The sequence below is a fragment of the Paenibacillus sp. BIHB 4019 genome, from assembly GCF_002741035.1.
GTDB lineage: Bacteria > Bacillota > Bacilli > Paenibacillales > Paenibacillaceae > Pristimantibacillus.
In genome coordinates this window covers 1605053-1620848 of record NZ_CP016808.1, presented here as the reverse complement: position 1 = coordinate 1620848, position 15796 = coordinate 1605053, and the positions used below count along the sequence as shown (strand labels likewise).

Below are 15796 nucleotides of genomic sequence, written 5' to 3'. Positions count from 1 at the left end.
CGCGTTTCATTCCGGGAAATATAGCGAAAGGGTGGAAAAATCATATCCTTTCCTATTTTTTAAGTATAAGGTCAGCCCATTCACGATTGCGGAGGAGTGTAGGTATGGATTTGAGATATGATTTTTATGTGAATGCCGAGCCGGAGGACGTCTGGAATGCGTTCATGAAGCCAGAAAACACGCGCAAAATCTTTTTTGGCAGCACGCTGCATTCGACGTTTGAGCCAGGTGCCCATTATGAGTACATCGGGCCAAATGAGAAGGGCGAAGAGGTTGTGCATGTATACGGAACGGTGCTGGAATATAAGCCAAATGAGCTATTCAGCTGTACGGAGCACCCGGGGCCCTCATATCGTGAAAATCATGCGGAGCTCGAGACGCGGCTTACGCTGTCGCTTGAGAAGGTCGGCGGCTGCACGAAGCTGACGCTGGTCAATGATAAGTGGCCAGCCGGCCACCCGTCGTATGAAAATACGAAGACGAGCTGGTGGATGATTCTCAGCAATATTAAGACGCTGGCGGAGACGGGCAAGACGCTTGATTTTGGCTGGTAGGCTTAGAATTGAATTGGAATGCAGAAGTAAGTCTATGCAATATGATCATCTGTAAGAGGCAGAATAATAAAAGCATTCAGCCCAAAAACCAAGGCCGGCGAAGGTCTTGGTTTTTGGGCTAGGTTCGTCTATTTAATAATGTGCAAATAAGCGCCCAAGCTCGCGCCGTTGTATAGCAGTCTTGATTACATTACACTTAATTAGGCTGCTGCGTAATATTTCAAAGTATAGCAGCTTGATAACCTTTGCTGTAGCTTGGGAGGGGAAACCGCGATGAGTGTAAAGCTTTTATATATTGAGGATGACAAGGAAATTGGGCAGTTCGTTTATGCGCATTTGCAGGAGCGGGGCTATGAGGTGCAGTGGCTGCTGAGCGGCGAACGGGCGCTGGAGGCAGCGGCGGGCTGTTCACTGGCGATTTTGGATGTGATGCTGCCGGGACTAGATGGCTTTACGATTGGGCAGCGGCTGAAAAAGGCAGAGCCGAGTATGCCGATTCTCATGCTTTCGGCGCGTACGGCGATTGATGATAAGCTGCAAGGCTTGCAGTTTGCTGATGATTATTTGACGAAGCCGTTTCATCCTGATGAGCTGACGGCAAGGGTCGAGGTATTGCTGCGCCGCTTTGCGAGCGTTGCGGCTGAGCCGCTGGCGGTCAAGCATTGGCTTGTTTTTGAACAGGAAAACCGCATTGAAAATCGGGAAACGGGCGAGGAAATTCTTTTGACAGGCAAGCAGTTTCAAATCTTCTCCTACCTGCTGCGCCATTTGGGGCAGATTATGACGAAGGAGCAAATTTATGAGGGTGTATGGGGCGAAACTTACCTGGAAGGGGACAAGACGCTGATGGTACATATTCGCTATTTGCGCGAGAAGCTGGAGAAGGACCCGGCTCATCCCGAGATCATTGAGACGGTACGGGGTATCGGTTACCGGGTGAAGCCGTGAAGCGGGAAAAGAAGGAGTGGCGGACACGCAAAGGCGGCCGTTTGTTTCAATCGCTGCAATCGAAATATTTGCTCATTATTTTATCGGCGTTTCTGTTCGTGCCGATCGTGTTTCCAGTAGCGACGATTTTGTATTATTTTCTGGGAGTTGCGGTTCAGGAGCAGGACATGCAGGAGCTTAAGTATGGCAAGAGCAGCGAGATTGAGCTAATGTTTCATCAGCAGGCGGCCGTGCTGTCCGGTGCATCCAGCCAGCATATCAATGAAACGCTGCGAAAGCTGCGGGAGAGCTATCCCGATGCTTCCTTCTTTTGGGTCGATGGAGAGGGAAAGACGAAGCTGGAGCTTGGCGGGCAGAATAGATTGCCAGTGTCGTGGTCGAATGAAGATGCCATCCAGTTTATGAAAGAAAATACCGGATCGGATACGTTTACGGTTGTTGCCTTTATTGGCGATAAGCCGCTTGGCCAAGGCTTCATGGCGATGCAATTGCCGCGTTCGCTTGTGCAAAGCAATACGCCGCTCATTTCCGGAGCCCCGTTTTATATTCTTTTTCTCATCCTGGTTTTCCTGTTCTTCGTGGCAATGTCGCTGCTGTTTTTTCGCCATATTCGCAGGCGCCTGCTGCGTTTGCAGGCGGCTATGACGAGGCAGGGAGAAGAAGGGCTGCCGCTTCTGGTGGAGCAGGAGAAGCAGGATGAGATTGGGCAGCTCGAAATCGCTTTTAATGAAATGATTTTGCAGCTTAGAGCGGGCAGGCAAAGGGAACGCGAAGAGGAGGAGCTGCGCAAGGAGCTGATCGCGAATTTATCGCATGATCTGCGTACGCCGATGACGGTAATGGGCGGCCAGCTGTATACGCTGCATAAGGAGCCGCTCAGTCAGGCGGGACGCGAAACCGTTAAGCAGCTGGAAAATAAAATCGATACGGTCAGCAGCCTGATCGAAAATCTGCTCTCGTATACGCTGATGACCAGCGGAAGGTATCCGCTTGAGCTGGCACCGCAGGATGTGCTGCGGCTTGTCAGGGAAAGCGCAGCCTCTTGGTATCCGCTTTGGGAGCGCGAAGGGCTGGCGGCAGATATTGAACTGCCCGAGCAGGCGCTTGTATGGCGTGTGGACAAGGACGGCTTCCGTCGCATTTTGGACAATCTGTTCCAAAATGTTATGCGCCATGCCGCTGACGGCGGCTACATTGGCGTTGCCATCGTGCAGCAAGGCGAGCATTCGGCACTCGTCATTTCGGATCGGGGACCCGGCACCCAGTCGGCCTCGAAGGAGAAAGGGGCAGGCATCGGCCTTGCGATCGTCCATTATTTGGTCCGCGAGATGGGGCTGGCCTGGCATATTGACAGCACAGCTGATGGCACACGCATTCTAATCTATCCGGAAGCGGCGGCGGGTTATTTTTTAAACAAAATTTAAACAAAGAAGCTCCTTGCTTTTAACCTTGATGCGTTATTCTAGCTTTCGAGGTGATAGACATGAACGAATGGGTCATAGAAACGAGAGGGCTTAGTAAAAAATATAAAGGGCGTTATGCTGTAGCCGGTCTGAATTTGCGCATTGAAAAAGGGGATATTTACGGCTTTCTTGGGCCGAATGGCGCAGGGAAAACGACGACCATCCGCATGCTGCTCGGGCTGATTAAGCCATCGGGCGGCAGTGTGCATATTTTCGGCAAGGAGCTGCAAAAGGAACGGCTGAACATCCTTCGCAAAGTCGGCTCGCTGGTGGAATACCCGTCCTATTACGGACATCTTAACGCGGTCGACAACTTGGAAGCCATTCGCCGAATTATCGACGTCCCAAGGGCGAGAATTGCCGAGGTGCTGGATATCGTTGGCCTTGCGAAGGAGGCACGGCGGACCGTCAAGGGGTATTCGCTGGGCATGAAGCAGCGGCTTGGCATCGCCAGCGCATTGCTGGGCAATCCAGAGCTGCTGATTTTGGATGAGCCCACGAATGGCCTCGATCCTTCCGGCATTTTGGAAATTCGCGAGCTGATTAAGCGCATGCCTCGGCAGCATGGCATTACGGTGCTCATCTCCAGCCATTTGCTGAGCGAGGTCGAACAGATGGCGGGAACGGTAGGCATCGTTAGGCAAGGGGAGCTTGTTTTTCAGGATACGATTCAAAATTTGCAGCAGAAGGCGCAAAGCACAATCGAGCTGCGGGTATCCGATCCGCAAGCGGCGCTGCTCACCTTGTATGAGCAGGGTTTGGACGCTGTCAGAGAAGGCTCGCTTATTAGACTGGAAGGAATAAGCGATGCCGCTGCGGCTCAGATGGTGAACCAATTAGTAGCGCGCAAGCATGACGTATATCGTATCGAAGAAAAAAGAAAATCGCTGGAGGACCTTTTCCTGCAAATTGTTGGGGAAGGGGGACAGAAGTGATGGGCATGCTTTTCAGGGCACTATCTGCCGATTTTTTGAAAATACGCCGCAAAGGGCTGTGGGCGCTCGTTATATTTGCTCCTTTTGGCGTTGTATTGCTGCAAGCCGTCAATTTTGGGCTTCGCTATGACTATTTGGTGAAGCAGTATGCCGAAGATTTATGGGGCGGGCTGCTGCATAACATCTTCATGTTTGTGCCGATCTCGCTGTTTCTCGGCTGCGTGCTTGTCAGCTCGCTGCTGGCAAATGTGGAGCATGGCACAGGCTCATGGAAACAGCTGCTGGCGCTGCCTGTATCAAGGCTGACGGTATTCTCTGCGAAATTTGCGCTGAGCGCGATTTTGCTGGCCTGCTCCTGCCTGCTGCTTGCTGTGTTCTCTGTCGCTTTAGGTGTGCTGCTGGGCTTCGGCTGGCACTTTCCGCTAACGGACGTGCTGCGGCTAAGCTTCTATCCTTATGCAGGTGCGCTGCCCATGCTTGCATGCATGTTATGGCTCTGCATGACCTTTCGCAATCAAGGCTTCTCCATTAGCGCCGGGATCGTTACCGCATTGGCTTCCATGTATCTTCCGGCTAAATATACGTGGCTGCCGCTGAATTGGCCGCTGCTCGCCTTCAGAGGCGAGCAGGGAGAGCTTTATATCGGCGCAGGAATATTGACCGGGCTAATTATTTTTTTGCTGGGTTCTGTGCATTTTGGCCGAAGGGATGTGGTCTAGAATGGCTGCATTCATGAGGCTGCTGGCATCCGAGCGGCTTAAGCTATCCCGCTCCTTTATCTGGCTGCTAGTCCCTATTAGTCCGCTGCTGGCTCTTGTTTTAGGCATTCTCGCTAATCCAATAGAAGGCACGCCTGCCGAGCAATATGAAGGCTTGTATTCATCCATGGCGTTGTTTCATGCGGTGCTGCTTTTGCCGATTTTGACTGGCGTCTTCGCGGCTTTCGTTTGCCGCTATGAGCATGCAGGGGGAGGTTGGAAGCAGCTGCTGGCACTGCCAATATCGCGCAAATCGCTTTATTTTGCCAAGCTTTGGCTCGTTTCCGAGCTGCTCATCGGTGTACAGCTGCTTTTCTTGGCAGCGGTGCTCATTACAGGTGTTGTCCGCGGACTTCATGAAATTCCTTGGGATTTTATGCTGCTGGGCTTGCTGGGAGGCTGGCTCGCTTGCTTGCCATTAGCAGCGCTTCAGTTGTGGGCCTCTACCGGCTGGAGCAGCTTTGCAGCGCCACTGACGATTAACGTCATGCTGACGCTGCCGAATATATTAGTCATCAACTCAGCAGAATATGGCCCCTTTTATCCTTGGGCGCAGCCGACGATTGCGATGCTGGCGCTGGGCTCCGAAAATTACGGTGCCTTCACTATGCCTGTGATGAACTTGTTTATGACGATTATAGGCAGCTTGCTTCTATTTATTATCGGCGGCCTGGTCTATTTCCGGGCTAAAGAAATATAATAACAGGAAACAGCCCATGCAGCTCAGCCTTACGGTTCGAGCTGCTGCTGCGTTTTCTGCTTGTTCTGTATGTTCTGTTTGTTCAACAGCGGCCTGACTACATACCAGAAATAAACGGCGCTGATGAGCATAACGACGGCCGTGATGAGAAAAGGGAGCTGGACATTTTTCTGCTCCAGCATCAGTCCTGCAGCATAGGCTGCCGCCGCGCCGCCTATGCTGCGAAACAGAGAGCGCAGACCCGCAAAGCTGTTGCGGTCCTCGTCCGGCAGCGACGACATCGTGTTGCTGTCGATCAGCGTATTGAGGAAGGCGAACAGCCCGCCCCGCAGCAGCAGTGCGCTAGCGAACAAGCCCGCCGAGCTGGTGGCAGACAGCACGGCTGCGCATACGATCGTCAGTGCGAACAACAGCATATACGTTTTGACCTCGCCGAGCCGGGATAACACGGAAGGCACCAGCAAAGTGCCGATGAACAAGACGAAATAATTAGCTGCAAGCAGCGATGATACGGCTTCATTTTCCCAATTGAGCTGGTACTTAATGATGACGTTCAGGAAGGGCATGGTCAAAGCGCCAGCAATGCCGGATATGAAAATAAATCCTGCTAGCAGCCAGACCTGCTTCGTTGGCAGTAGACGGGTAAGCGAATGGGCAAATTTGCGCGAATCGGATGCTTTACCAACTGCTGCCCGATGCTCGCTGCTGCCAGCTCCAGCTTTCCGATCCTTCGCTGTATCCTGTGGGCCAATCCCCCGCTGCTGTGCTTCCTGCGTTGCCTTCTTCACAGCAGCTTGGCGGTCAGAAGGCAGCTTCCATCCGCGAATGATCGCGAGCAGCAGCATGAACATAGACGCCAGCCACAGCTGCGGCTCATAATGGTCCGCTGGCGTGCCGAGCCAGCGGGGCAAATACCCGCCAAGCAGCGTGCCGCCGATGTTGAAAAACATAAACACAGCCAGAAACAGGCTGTAAGCCTGCGTCTCCGCTTCCCGGGAACGATTATATTGAAACAACAGCTGGGTTTCCGTCGCAACAATAAATACGATGCCGCAGGACAGCATAGCTTGAGCGCCATAATATAGAAGCAAGTGATCGCTCATAGCAAACAGCGCAAAGCTGCCAGACATCATGCAGATGCCGCTCACCATAATTCGCTTTCGTCCCAGACGACCTGCCAGCATGCTGGCGGGAATGCCGACGGCTCCTCCAATTAAGGTGCTGACCGATGTCAGGTGGCCAATTGCCTCTTCATTCACACCTTTTGACAGAAAATATAAATTAAGCACAAGGCTCGACAGCCCCATGGTCATTCCGAAGCATATTTCGCTAAAAATCAGCCATTTTGCAGCGGGCGCAAGCTGCTTGATGGCCTTGCCGTATCCAAACATGACAATCTCCAATCTGATGTTGAACAGTGCTTTCGTTAACCGACTCTACTGCTTCCCATGTGAAATTTTAATATTCATGAAGTATAACATGAGCGTTTAGGAGCGTATAGAAGTTCAGCTGATGAACGTTTATAATTAAAACGATCTATTCCTTTAAAGAAAGCGGTGTGAGCATGAACGGCTCTGTGTATGTATTTATTATTTTAATCGCGGGATTGATTTTATGGAGGAGGACGCGCAGCTTTTATCGTCCGATTCGCGGCAGCGGCATACGTTTGCTGCTTCCCCTTCTTTTCATGCTGCCGGGCTTCATGATTTTCCTCAATCCTCATATCCATGCGCCGCTGCTTGAGTGGCTCCTCGCTATCGTGATCGGCTTAGCGCTGTCGATACCGCTCATCTGGACGACTAATTATGAGGTGCGCGAGGATCAGCAAATTTATGCGAAAAAGAATCGGGGCTTCATCGTCGCTTTTCTAGCGATTTTGGGCATTCGCCTGCTGCTGCGGAATTATGTGTCGATGCTCGATCCGGAAACGTTCGCCGCCTTGTTTATGGTGATCGCCTTTTCCTATATCATTCCTTGGCGCGTGATGTCTTATCTTAAATTCAGAAAGCTTGCTAGAGAACGGCTCGCAGCGTAGCCTTCCCATGCAAATGCAAAAACAAGCAGCAAATAACAAGTCAGGCAATTGGACCTTGAATGAGGCCCGATTGCCTTTTTTCACTTTATTAAGGATGATGCGCATTGACAGCCTATAAGCTTTTCACTATTATTAATGAGAATCATTATTACTGAATCGAAACGGAGACAACGACAACATGATTAGAACGACCAAGAAAACGCTCCTATCTATCGCAGCTACGATTTTCCTCGTATCAACCGTGCTTATGGCATGTACGAAGCAGGAAGCGGCGCCAAGCGCTAGCAGTGGAACTACTGAAAACGCAGCAGTCGTAACGGAAAAGGCCATTACGTTATCTTGGCCGCGTGATATTGGAACGATGAACCCACACACATATAATCCTTCGCAGCTATTTGCCCAATCGATGATTTATGAGCCGTTGGTCAGCTATAAAGCAGGGGGCAAGCTTGAGCCGATGCTGGCTGAATCATGGACGATTTCGGAGGATGGCAAAGAATATACATTCAAGCTTCGTCAAAATGTGAAGTTTTCCGACGGAACGGCTTTTAATGCCGCGATCGTGAAGAAAAATTTTGATGCGGTTATGAAAAATCCGAGCCTGCACAGCTGGCTTGGCGTTATCAACGTTCTCGACAAGACGGAGGTCGTAGACGAATATACCTTTAAAATGACGCTGAAGCAGGCGTATTATCCGGCTATTCAGGATCTTTCGCTCGTTCGCCCCGTTCGTTTCTTGGGTGAAGCCGGTTTCCCGGATGATGGAGACACTTCTAAAGGAATTAAAGAGCCGGTTGGAACAGGCCCGTGGATGCTGGCTGAATACAAGAAGGACGAATATGCCGTATTTACGCGCAACCCGAATTATTGGGGCGAAAGTCCAAAAATCGATAAAATCACCGTCAAAATCATTCCTGACGCGGAAACCCGTGTATTGGCTTTTGAAAAAGGCGAGCTCGATTTGATTTATGGAGAAGGTGTCATCAGCATGGATGCCTTTAATAGTTTGAAAGAATCCGGCAAGTATGCAACCCAATTGTCCGAGCCGGTCGGAACAAGAAGTCTTCTGCTGAATACAACGAATGACAAGCTTTCCGATTTGCGGGTGCGTCTGGCCCTTCAGGCTGGCTTTAACAAGCAGGCGATGGTTGAAGGCATTACGCTCGGCCTTGAGGAAAAGGCGGATACGATTTTGTCCAAAAACTTCCCTTATACGAATATCGACGTACAACCTGTCGAATACAATACGGATAAAGCGGCTGCTTACTTGGATGAAGCAGGCTGGAAGCTGCCTTCTGGCAAAGCCGTTCGCGAGAAGGATGGACAGGCATTAGAGCTGGAATTGATTTTCGATAAGACAGATCCGATTCAAAAAGCGATGGCTGAAACGATGCAAGCCGAATGGAGTGCGATCGGCGTGAAGCTGAACATAACGGGGCTTGAGCTCACGACGCAAATTCAGCGCCGGAAAGCGGGCGAATTTGACCTTGATTTCTGGTACAACTATGGCGCGCCGTATGATCCGCATTCCTTCATTAACGTTGTAGCTGAGAAAGGCTGGGGCGTATCCGAAGCCAACTCCGGCTTGCCAATGAAGCAGGAGCTGGATCAGCAAATCCATGAAGCGCTTGCCTCGACGGATGAGACGAAGCGCCAGCAGCTGTACAGCACCATCTTGCTGACGCTGCAGGAGCAATCGGCGATTGTGCCAATTTCCTATATTAAGAAAACGGTAGTGCTTCAAAACAAGGTAACGGACTTTGCGTTCCCTGCGAATCGGGACGAAAATCCATTTGAAGGAATAAACATTAACCAGTAATAAGCAGCAAGCAGCCAGCAGGGAGGCAATCCATGATTAGCTATATCGGGAGGCGATTGCTCGCAATCGTCCCCATCATTCTTTTTGCCATTCTTATTACGTTCGTACTGATTCAGGTATCGCCTGTAGACCCGGCGGAAGCTTATTTAACGGCCGCCCACATTCATCCGACGGAGGAGCTGCTCGCTGAGAAGAGACATGAATTTGGCTTGGATCAGCCGCTGCTCGTCCAATATGGGCGCACGGTCGTCAAGATGGCGCAGCTTGATTTTGGAACATCGTATATGACGAATGAACCGGTATGGGAGGACGTCGTATCGAAAATGCCCGCGACGGTGCAGCTCGCCGTCAGCAGCATTTTGTTTGCGATGCTCGTCAGCATCCCGCTTGGCTTTTTGTCGGCCATTTATAAGAACAGCCCGATTGATCATTTCAGCAGAGGGCTCTCGTATTTCGGGGCGTCCATTCCGCAGTTTTGGCTCGGTTATTTATTGATGTTCTTTTTCGCCGTCAAGCTGGATTTGCTTCCTGTGGAAGGCAAGGGCTCGTGGGAAAATCTCGTGCTTCCGACGCTGACCCTGTCACTCGCCCTTATCGCTATCTATACCCGGCTGCTGCGTGCGAGTGTGCTGGAGCAGCTGCAGGAGTCGTATGTTCTGTATGCGAGGACGCGAGGAATTAAGCAGCGGATTATTATGGTCAAGCATGTGCTGAAAATCGCCATTTCGCCCGTCATTACAGGCCTTGGCATGAACTTTGGCAAATTGCTGACCGGGACGATTATCGTGGAGCAGGTATTTTCGTGGCCGGGGTTCGGCCGATATTTTGTCGATGCGATATTCAATCGGGATATCCCGGTTATTCAGTGTTATGTGTTCCTCGCGGCTTGCTTGTTCATTATCTGCAACTTAATCGTTGATTTGGTACAGCTTTATATGGATCCCCGAATTTCCCTGAAAGGAAGAACCGACCAGTGATTGCGAGACTACGCACCGTCCTGAGGGGCCAGAAAGCGATTGCCATATGCACGGCCATTTTATTCGTTTTTGCTATTGTGACCCTTATAGCTCCATGGATTTCGCCACATGACCCTATTAAAGTCAATTTGGCGCTTAAGCTGCAGCCGCCTTCGGCGGAGCATTGGCTCGGCACCGACCATTTAGGGCGCGATACTTTATCGCGCTTGCTCTATGGCGCCCGTATTTCACTTGGTCTGGCTTTCTTGATTTTTATTGCCTCTCTGGGGATCGGCTTAGTTATTGGCACCATTGCTGGGTACAGAGGGGGCTGGCTGGATGCCTGCCTGATGCGTTTTTGCGAAGCGGTTATGACAATTCCGAACCTCGTGCTCGTTTTAGGCATGGTCGGCATTTTTGGACCGGGGCTGATGCAGGTTGTGCTGGCGCTCATGCTGGTGCAATGGGTGTATTACGCCCGCATGTTCCGCGGCATGGTTATCAGCCTAAAGGAACGCCAGTTTATTACCGCCGCTCGAATCAGCGGCTCCTCCGAGTGGAAAATTATTAGACGGCATATTATTCCGAATGTGCTTCCTCCTATTTTGGTCATGGGAACACTTGAAATGGGCTGGGCAATTATGGATATTTCGGCATTATCGTTTCTAGGCCTCGGCATTCAGCCGCCGACTCCGGAATGGGGGGCGATGATTCATGAAGGCAAAGCCTTTATTCGCAGCCATCCGGAATTGATGTTATATCCAGGCTTGATGATTTTGTTCGTGGTTATAACGTTCAACATATTAGGTGAAGCGTTGTCGGAGCGATTTGGGGTAAAACGACGGATGTGAATAGGAATGAGGCCCATGTTGGAAAAATCTCGCAAGGTGCTGCAAGTAAGCGGCCTGCATGTGAAAGTAAAGTCGGAGCAAGGGATGCTTTCCCTGATCGAGGATATTCATTTTGATATTGGGCGCGGCCGTGTGCTTGGCCTTGTGGGCGAGAGCGGCAGCGGCAAGTCGGTTACCTGCAATTCCCTGCTGCAGCTTCTGGACCCGAAGCATACGACTGTCGAAGGCAGCATTCAATTGAATGGCCGCGAGCTGAATGGCCTGAAGGCGGAGGACATGAGGCAAATACGCGGCAAAGAAATTTCTTTCATTATGCAAAATCCAATGAATGCTTTTACGCCGGTATATTCGATTGGCGTACCTTTCATTGAAACGATTCGTACACATACCGCCCTTACGAAAAAACAAGCTGTCGAGCTGGCTGTCACCGCGATGGAGGCGATGAACTTGCCCGATCCCGCGAAGCTGTTGAAACTTTATCCTTTCCAGCTCAGCGGCGGCATGCTGCAAAGGGTTATGATTGCGATATGCATGTGTCTGCGTCCCGCTGTCGTCATTGCCGATGAACCGACTACGGCGCTGGATGTCGTGAACCAATTGCAGGTGCTGAGAGAGCTGGATCGCCTTCGTGTGGAGCATGGCACGTCGATTTTGCTCATTTCCCATGACTTAGGGGTCATCTCTGAATTGGCCGATGAGGTTGCGGTGATGCAGCAGGGACGAATCGTAGAAAAGGCAGATGTGTTTCAATTGTTTGATCATCCGCAGCATCCGTATACGAAAAAGCTGCTGAATGCCAGACCAAAGCTGCCTGACCATCTAAGCGGATATTTTGAAAACAGGGGGTAGCGTATGCTGCTGCAGGTAAAGGAAGTCACCCACACCTATGGTGAGACGAGGCTGCTATGGCGTTCTGCTAAGCGTGCCCCCGTGCTCTCAGGCGTCTCTCTTGCTCTGGAGGAAGGCGAATGCCTCGGTCTGCTCGGGACGAGCGGTGCGGGAAAAAGCACATTAGGCAAAGTGATTCTCGGATTGGAAAAGCCGCAAGCCGGGCAAATTCTTTTTCAGGGGCATGATCTTTACCGGGCGGATGCAGCTACCCGCAGATCATTGCGTCGGGATTTGCAAGTGGTGTTTCAGGACTGCTATTCATCGGTCAACCCGCGTGCGACAGCGGAGCAGATCATTGGCGAGCCATTGGAGAACTATGAGCGGTTGTCCGTACAGGAGCAAAAACGAATGATTGGCGGGCTGCTCGAACGGGTCGGCCTGAAGCCGGAAGATATGCGGAAATACCCGAATCAATTTAGCGGAGGCCAGCTGCAGCGCATTAATATTGCTAGAGCGATTGCATTAAAGCCAAAGCTCATTGTATTGGACGAATCGGTCAGCAGCCTTGATATGGTGAATCAAACGCATATTTTGAGTTTGCTAAGCGAGCTGAGGGCGGATTTTGGGCTTTCGTATGTGTTTATTACGCATGATATTAAAGCGGCCTATTCGATATCGGATAAGCTGGCGGTGATGGAGCATGGGCAGGTGATCGAGATGTGCGACGATAAGGATCAAGTTTTCGCATCCACTCACAGGGCCGTGAAAAAACTGCTTGCCGCCATGCTCCCTGAGCATCCCCGATATCGTTCGCGAACGTCATTGGATAGCCTTGCAGAGGCTTCATCGTAAGAAAAGAAGACTCCAGCTCCACTTTTATAGTGGTTATGGAGTCTTCTTTGTTTAACTTCTGCCCTATCACATCGCCTTGCTGCTGACGTATTGCTTCTTGCGCACATAGAAGCGGTTAGCTGCCAGGCGAACGAGCTGATACGTAACCTCGGCGACGAGAATGCCGCCAACGACATCGAGCAGGGAGTGCTGCTTAATGAATACGGTAGAGGCTATAATCAGCCACATGAGCACGCTCCAAGAGATCCGGGAAACGTTGCTTAGCTTAAGATCGCGGTTGATCGTAATGAACAGCAAATAACTGGTGAGGCAATGCACGCTTGGGAAGCAATTCAGCGGAGCATCATTATTATAAATAAATTGCACCAGCGTCAGAGCCAAATTGCTTGGTTCAATGTCGGGACGCGGCACATACGTAGCGAACATGAGGAAAATCACATTGCAGCCCATTACGGCAATATTGTAGGCAGCTAGAACACGCCAATAGATTTTGCGGTCAACAATTGCAAAGTAGATAAACGCCAAATACATGACAGGCATCCAGCTCATATAAGGAAAGACGAACCAGGAGAGGAAAGGGATTTTCACGTCAATCCAATAATAATTATAATGGACGGTTTCAATGGCACCTGCATTTCTCCCAATCCATAAATAAATCAACCCTTGTATATAAATGGTTGAAACACCCAATACATGCCACCATCGTAACAAAAACGACTTCATCACGGCCTCCTTACGCAACGTACTTGCAATTTTTAAAAATATAAGCTTTTATAAGTGCCACACTTATAATGGGCTCATATTTCACCGCGAAACGTTAGCTTTGCCGCCAAAGGACGGCGAAAGTCGTTTACGCCAGTTTCTCTGCCTTAACTATAGACAATCCAGCGTCTTATTTCAAATTGTATGCGATTTCCCTGATTTCTCCTGAAACATAGTCGAGCTTTCGTGGGCAGGCCATGCAGGCTGCTTGAGGTGGGTTGGTACGTTATCGGGAGAATATGGCAGGATGTTTCTGGATGCTTCCCATGAGCCTGTGAGAGAGTGGCTGAGCCCCAATTATCCGGACTGAGGCGGTCTGACCGGATTTTATACAAGGGGCAAAGTCCGCTATACTTAAAGAAACCCAATCGCCTGGGAGAACAAAATGGAGGTTACTCACTTGACTTACAAGAAGATGTTGGGACGCCGAAACGAAATTCTGAAACGACACCTGAACTCATTCATCCTTAAAAATAACCGGGAAGGCTTGAGCGGGCAAGAGCACAACTTTTATCAAAGCATGCTCAAGGAGCTGTATCAAGGCGAATCGCAGCTCAATTCGATGAAAAGCTAAGCTTAGTGAAAACAAACGTGTATGCATCAAAAGATATGCAGGCAAGTGGAATATGGTTCCTGAAGACCGCTGGGCAGTGTCCAGCGGTCTTTTTTTGTCGTATTTTTAGACATGCCAATGGCGAGTCTGCAAATATAAACACGGCCTGGTCATTAAAGCCCAGGCCGCATATGATCGTTAAATGTATTTGTAAAATTAGAGAAAACGAATCATTTTCCCAAAAGGGACCGATATAGAGTGAATACCCGTTAGGAGACTCCCCAATTTCATTGGTTATTGATACGATCAGCAGCTTTGCAGAGGACGTGACGAAGGAGTTTAATAGCGTTTCTCTGCGAAAACCGTAGCAGGACTGCTGTCGACTCCTTCAATAAACAAAGGCACCGCGTAAACGATGTTCACATTGGACAAGTTATGATTTAAGTTCATATCCTCGATCAGCAGGATGAACCGTCCATCCACCCGGTCTTTTCCAAGCATGGTTTGGTGAAAAGCGATGCCTTCATCCATATGCTGCGGTGAGGCAGAGGAAATGAAATCCATGCCTACGGCTCGCAAGGAATCAAATACCATTAAGTAATTAGCAGCAGAAGCTGAGAAGCCCGGATTATGATTGCCGTAGCGAGCAGGGTCGGAAGCTCGGATTTTTCCGAACCCTGTGCGTATGAGCAGCAAGTCTGTGCCAGCGATCTGATGGGCAAAGGGCTCAAGATCTGCTTTAGTAATCAGCTCGTCATCGGTTTTTGGAATATCGAGGACAGTCACATGATGAAACACAAAATTGTCTATTGGAATTTCGCTCAGCTTTTTGCCTTGCGGATTGAAGTGCCAGGGGCCGTCGATGTGGGTACCGCTATGATTAATCGTTTTTATCATAAATTGATTAAACAGATCGCCTTTTTGGATGCTGAACTGCTGAACGATCTCAACAGGGGGATTATCCTTATACACAGGAGTATGCACACTTAGCGGGTAGGATAAGAGCAGTCGCTTCATTTTTACTAATCTCCTTTATTTATTTGATGGAAGCAATCAGTCCTCGTTTGACTGGTACAGCATGGAACTATCTTATTGATGAAGCGGCATATTCATGACCAAGAGAGCCGGGAAAAAGCCGAATAAAGCGGCCGTTTCCGCGCTTTATTTTAATCGCTTACATTTGCGCTGGTGTTTTCTAAACAGTTGTGTTATGATAAGGATAATAAAAATTAGACCTGAACTCACATATGATAGAAGGTTATGGTTTTTGAGGTTATAGCCTGCTACCATATGTGATTTTTTTATTTTTAACAAAATAAAGGGGTCATGTTTTATAAAGAAGGAGGTGCTCTTATGCAAACAGGAACAGTTAAATGGTTTAACGCTGAAAAAGGCTTTGGTTTCATCGAAGTTGAAGGCGGAAACGATGTATTCGTACATTTCAGTGCAATCACTGGCGACGGATTCAAAACTTTGGACGAAGGTCAACAAGTTGAATTCAACGTGGTTCAAGGTAACCGTGGACCGCAAGCCGAGAACGTTGTAAAGCTGTAGGCTTTAAAACGGACTAAATGCCCGCAAGGGATTAAAGACAGCTGTTCGGGATTTTTCCCGGCAGCTGTTTTTTTATGTTGTTGGAATGAATCGGTACAGATGCTCTGCTGGGTGCACGTTGACGAAAGGCGAGGCGAGCGCTACACTGAAAGGGAATCATGATTAGGATAGCGAAAGCGCTTACCAGAAATTAAGCTTCTTCCATTAGACTAACGGGTTGGTGAA

At 49.7% G+C, this 15796-nt stretch carries 16 protein-coding genes; 13 read left to right on the top strand and 3 right to left on the bottom strand.

Annotation, left to right across the window (positions count from 1 at the left end):
- Positions 1 to 104 precede the first annotated feature (104 nt).
- The 6 genes from BBD42_RS06780 to BBD42_RS06755 all read left to right on the top strand — a co-directional run bounded on the left by BBD42_RS06780 (position 105) and on the right by BBD42_RS06755 (position 5358).
- Positions 105 to 554: an SRPBCC domain-containing protein gene (locus tag BBD42_RS06780; protein WP_099517556.1), complete on the top strand. Its 450-nt coding sequence runs from the start codon at positions 105 to 107 to the stop codon at positions 552 to 554.
- Positions 555 to 827: 273 nt separating this feature from the next.
- Complete coding sequence (locus BBD42_RS06775; RefSeq protein ID WP_099517555.1) at positions 828 to 1502, top strand: response regulator transcription factor; 675 nt, start codon at positions 828 to 830, stop codon at positions 1500 to 1502.
- Positions 1499 to 2926, top strand: coding sequence for a sensor histidine kinase (locus BBD42_RS06770; protein ID WP_099517554.1), 1428 nt, complete (start codon positions 1499 to 1501; stop codon positions 2924 to 2926). The genes BBD42_RS06775 and BBD42_RS06770 overlap by 4 nt, the downstream gene beginning before the upstream one ends.
- Before the next feature lie 59 nt (positions 2927 to 2985).
- A complete protein-coding gene (locus BBD42_RS06765; RefSeq protein ID WP_099517553.1) occupies positions 2986 to 3900 on the top strand; it encodes an ABC transporter ATP-binding protein in 915 nt (304 codons plus the stop codon).
- Positions 3900 to 4619, top strand: coding sequence for an ABC transporter permease (locus BBD42_RS06760; RefSeq protein ID WP_348272595.1), 720 nt, complete (start codon positions 3900 to 3902; stop codon positions 4617 to 4619). Before BBD42_RS06765 ends, BBD42_RS06760 begins: the two co-directional genes overlap by 1 nt.
- 1 nt (position 4620) lies before the next feature.
- Positions 4621 to 5358 carry an ABC transporter permease gene (locus tag BBD42_RS06755; RefSeq protein WP_099517552.1) on the top strand — a complete coding sequence of 246 codons (738 nt, stop codon included), beginning with the start codon at positions 4621 to 4623 and terminating at the stop codon, positions 5356 to 5358.
- 29 nt (positions 5359 to 5387) lie between these two features.
- Here the strand turns inward: BBD42_RS06755 and BBD42_RS06750 are convergent, their stop codons facing one another.
- Positions 5388 to 6749 carry an MFS transporter gene (locus BBD42_RS06750; RefSeq protein ID WP_099517551.1) on the bottom strand — a complete coding sequence of 454 codons (1362 nt, stop codon included), beginning with the start codon at positions 6747 to 6749 and terminating at the stop codon, positions 5388 to 5390.
- Between the two features lie 173 nt (positions 6750 to 6922).
- On the opposite strand from BBD42_RS06750, the gene BBD42_RS06745 reads away from it, so the two are divergent.
- The 6 genes from BBD42_RS06745 (at position 6923) to nikE (ending at position 12702) form a co-directional block, all read left to right on the top strand.
- Positions 6923 to 7393 (top strand): CcdC family protein, encoded by a 471-nt coding sequence (locus BBD42_RS06745; protein WP_056032105.1) that lies wholly within the window; start codon positions 6923 to 6925, stop codon positions 7391 to 7393.
- 178 nt (positions 7394 to 7571) lie between these two features.
- Positions 7572 to 9212: a nickel ABC transporter substrate-binding protein gene (gene nikA / locus BBD42_RS06740; protein ID WP_099517550.1), complete on the top strand. Its 1641-nt coding sequence runs from the start codon at positions 7572 to 7574 to the stop codon at positions 9210 to 9212.
- A 32-nt stretch (positions 9213 to 9244) separates the two neighbouring features.
- Positions 9245 to 10189 (top strand): nickel ABC transporter permease subunit NikB, encoded by a 945-nt coding sequence (gene nikB, locus BBD42_RS06735; protein ID WP_099517549.1) that lies wholly within the window; start codon positions 9245 to 9247, stop codon positions 10187 to 10189.
- The gene (gene nikC, locus BBD42_RS06730; RefSeq protein ID WP_099517548.1) at positions 10186 to 11019 is read left to right on the top strand and encodes a nickel ABC transporter permease subunit NikC; all 834 of its coding nucleotides are present in this window, start codon (positions 10186 to 10188) and stop codon (positions 11017 to 11019) included. The genes nikB and nikC overlap by 4 nt, the downstream gene beginning before the upstream one ends.
- 15 nt (positions 11020 to 11034) lie before the next feature.
- A complete protein-coding gene (nikD, locus tag BBD42_RS06725) occupies positions 11035 to 11868 on the top strand; it encodes a nickel import ATP-binding protein NikD (RefSeq protein ID WP_099517547.1) in 834 nt (277 codons plus the stop codon).
- A gap of 3 nt (positions 11869 to 11871) precedes the next feature.
- On the top strand, positions 11872 to 12702 hold the full coding sequence (gene nikE, locus BBD42_RS06720; protein ID WP_099517546.1) for a nickel import ATP-binding protein NikE: 831 nt from the start codon (positions 11872 to 11874) through the stop codon (positions 12700 to 12702).
- Between the two features lie 66 nt (positions 12703 to 12768).
- Here the strand turns inward: nikE and BBD42_RS06715 are convergent, their stop codons facing one another.
- Positions 12769 to 13425 carry a phosphatase PAP2 family protein gene (locus BBD42_RS06715; RefSeq protein ID WP_099517545.1) on the bottom strand — a complete coding sequence of 219 codons (657 nt, stop codon included), beginning with the start codon at positions 13423 to 13425 and terminating at the stop codon, positions 12769 to 12771.
- Between the two features lie 931 nt (positions 13426 to 14356).
- Positions 14357 to 15034, bottom strand: coding sequence for a cyclase family protein (locus BBD42_RS06710; RefSeq protein ID WP_099517544.1), 678 nt, complete (start codon positions 15032 to 15034; stop codon positions 14357 to 14359).
- Between the two features lie 336 nt (positions 15035 to 15370).
- On the opposite strand from BBD42_RS06710, the gene BBD42_RS06705 reads away from it, so the two are divergent.
- Positions 15371 to 15571 (top strand): cold-shock protein, encoded by a 201-nt coding sequence (locus BBD42_RS06705; protein WP_046231731.1) that lies wholly within the window; start codon positions 15371 to 15373, stop codon positions 15569 to 15571.
- Positions 15572 to 15796 lie beyond the last annotated feature (225 nt).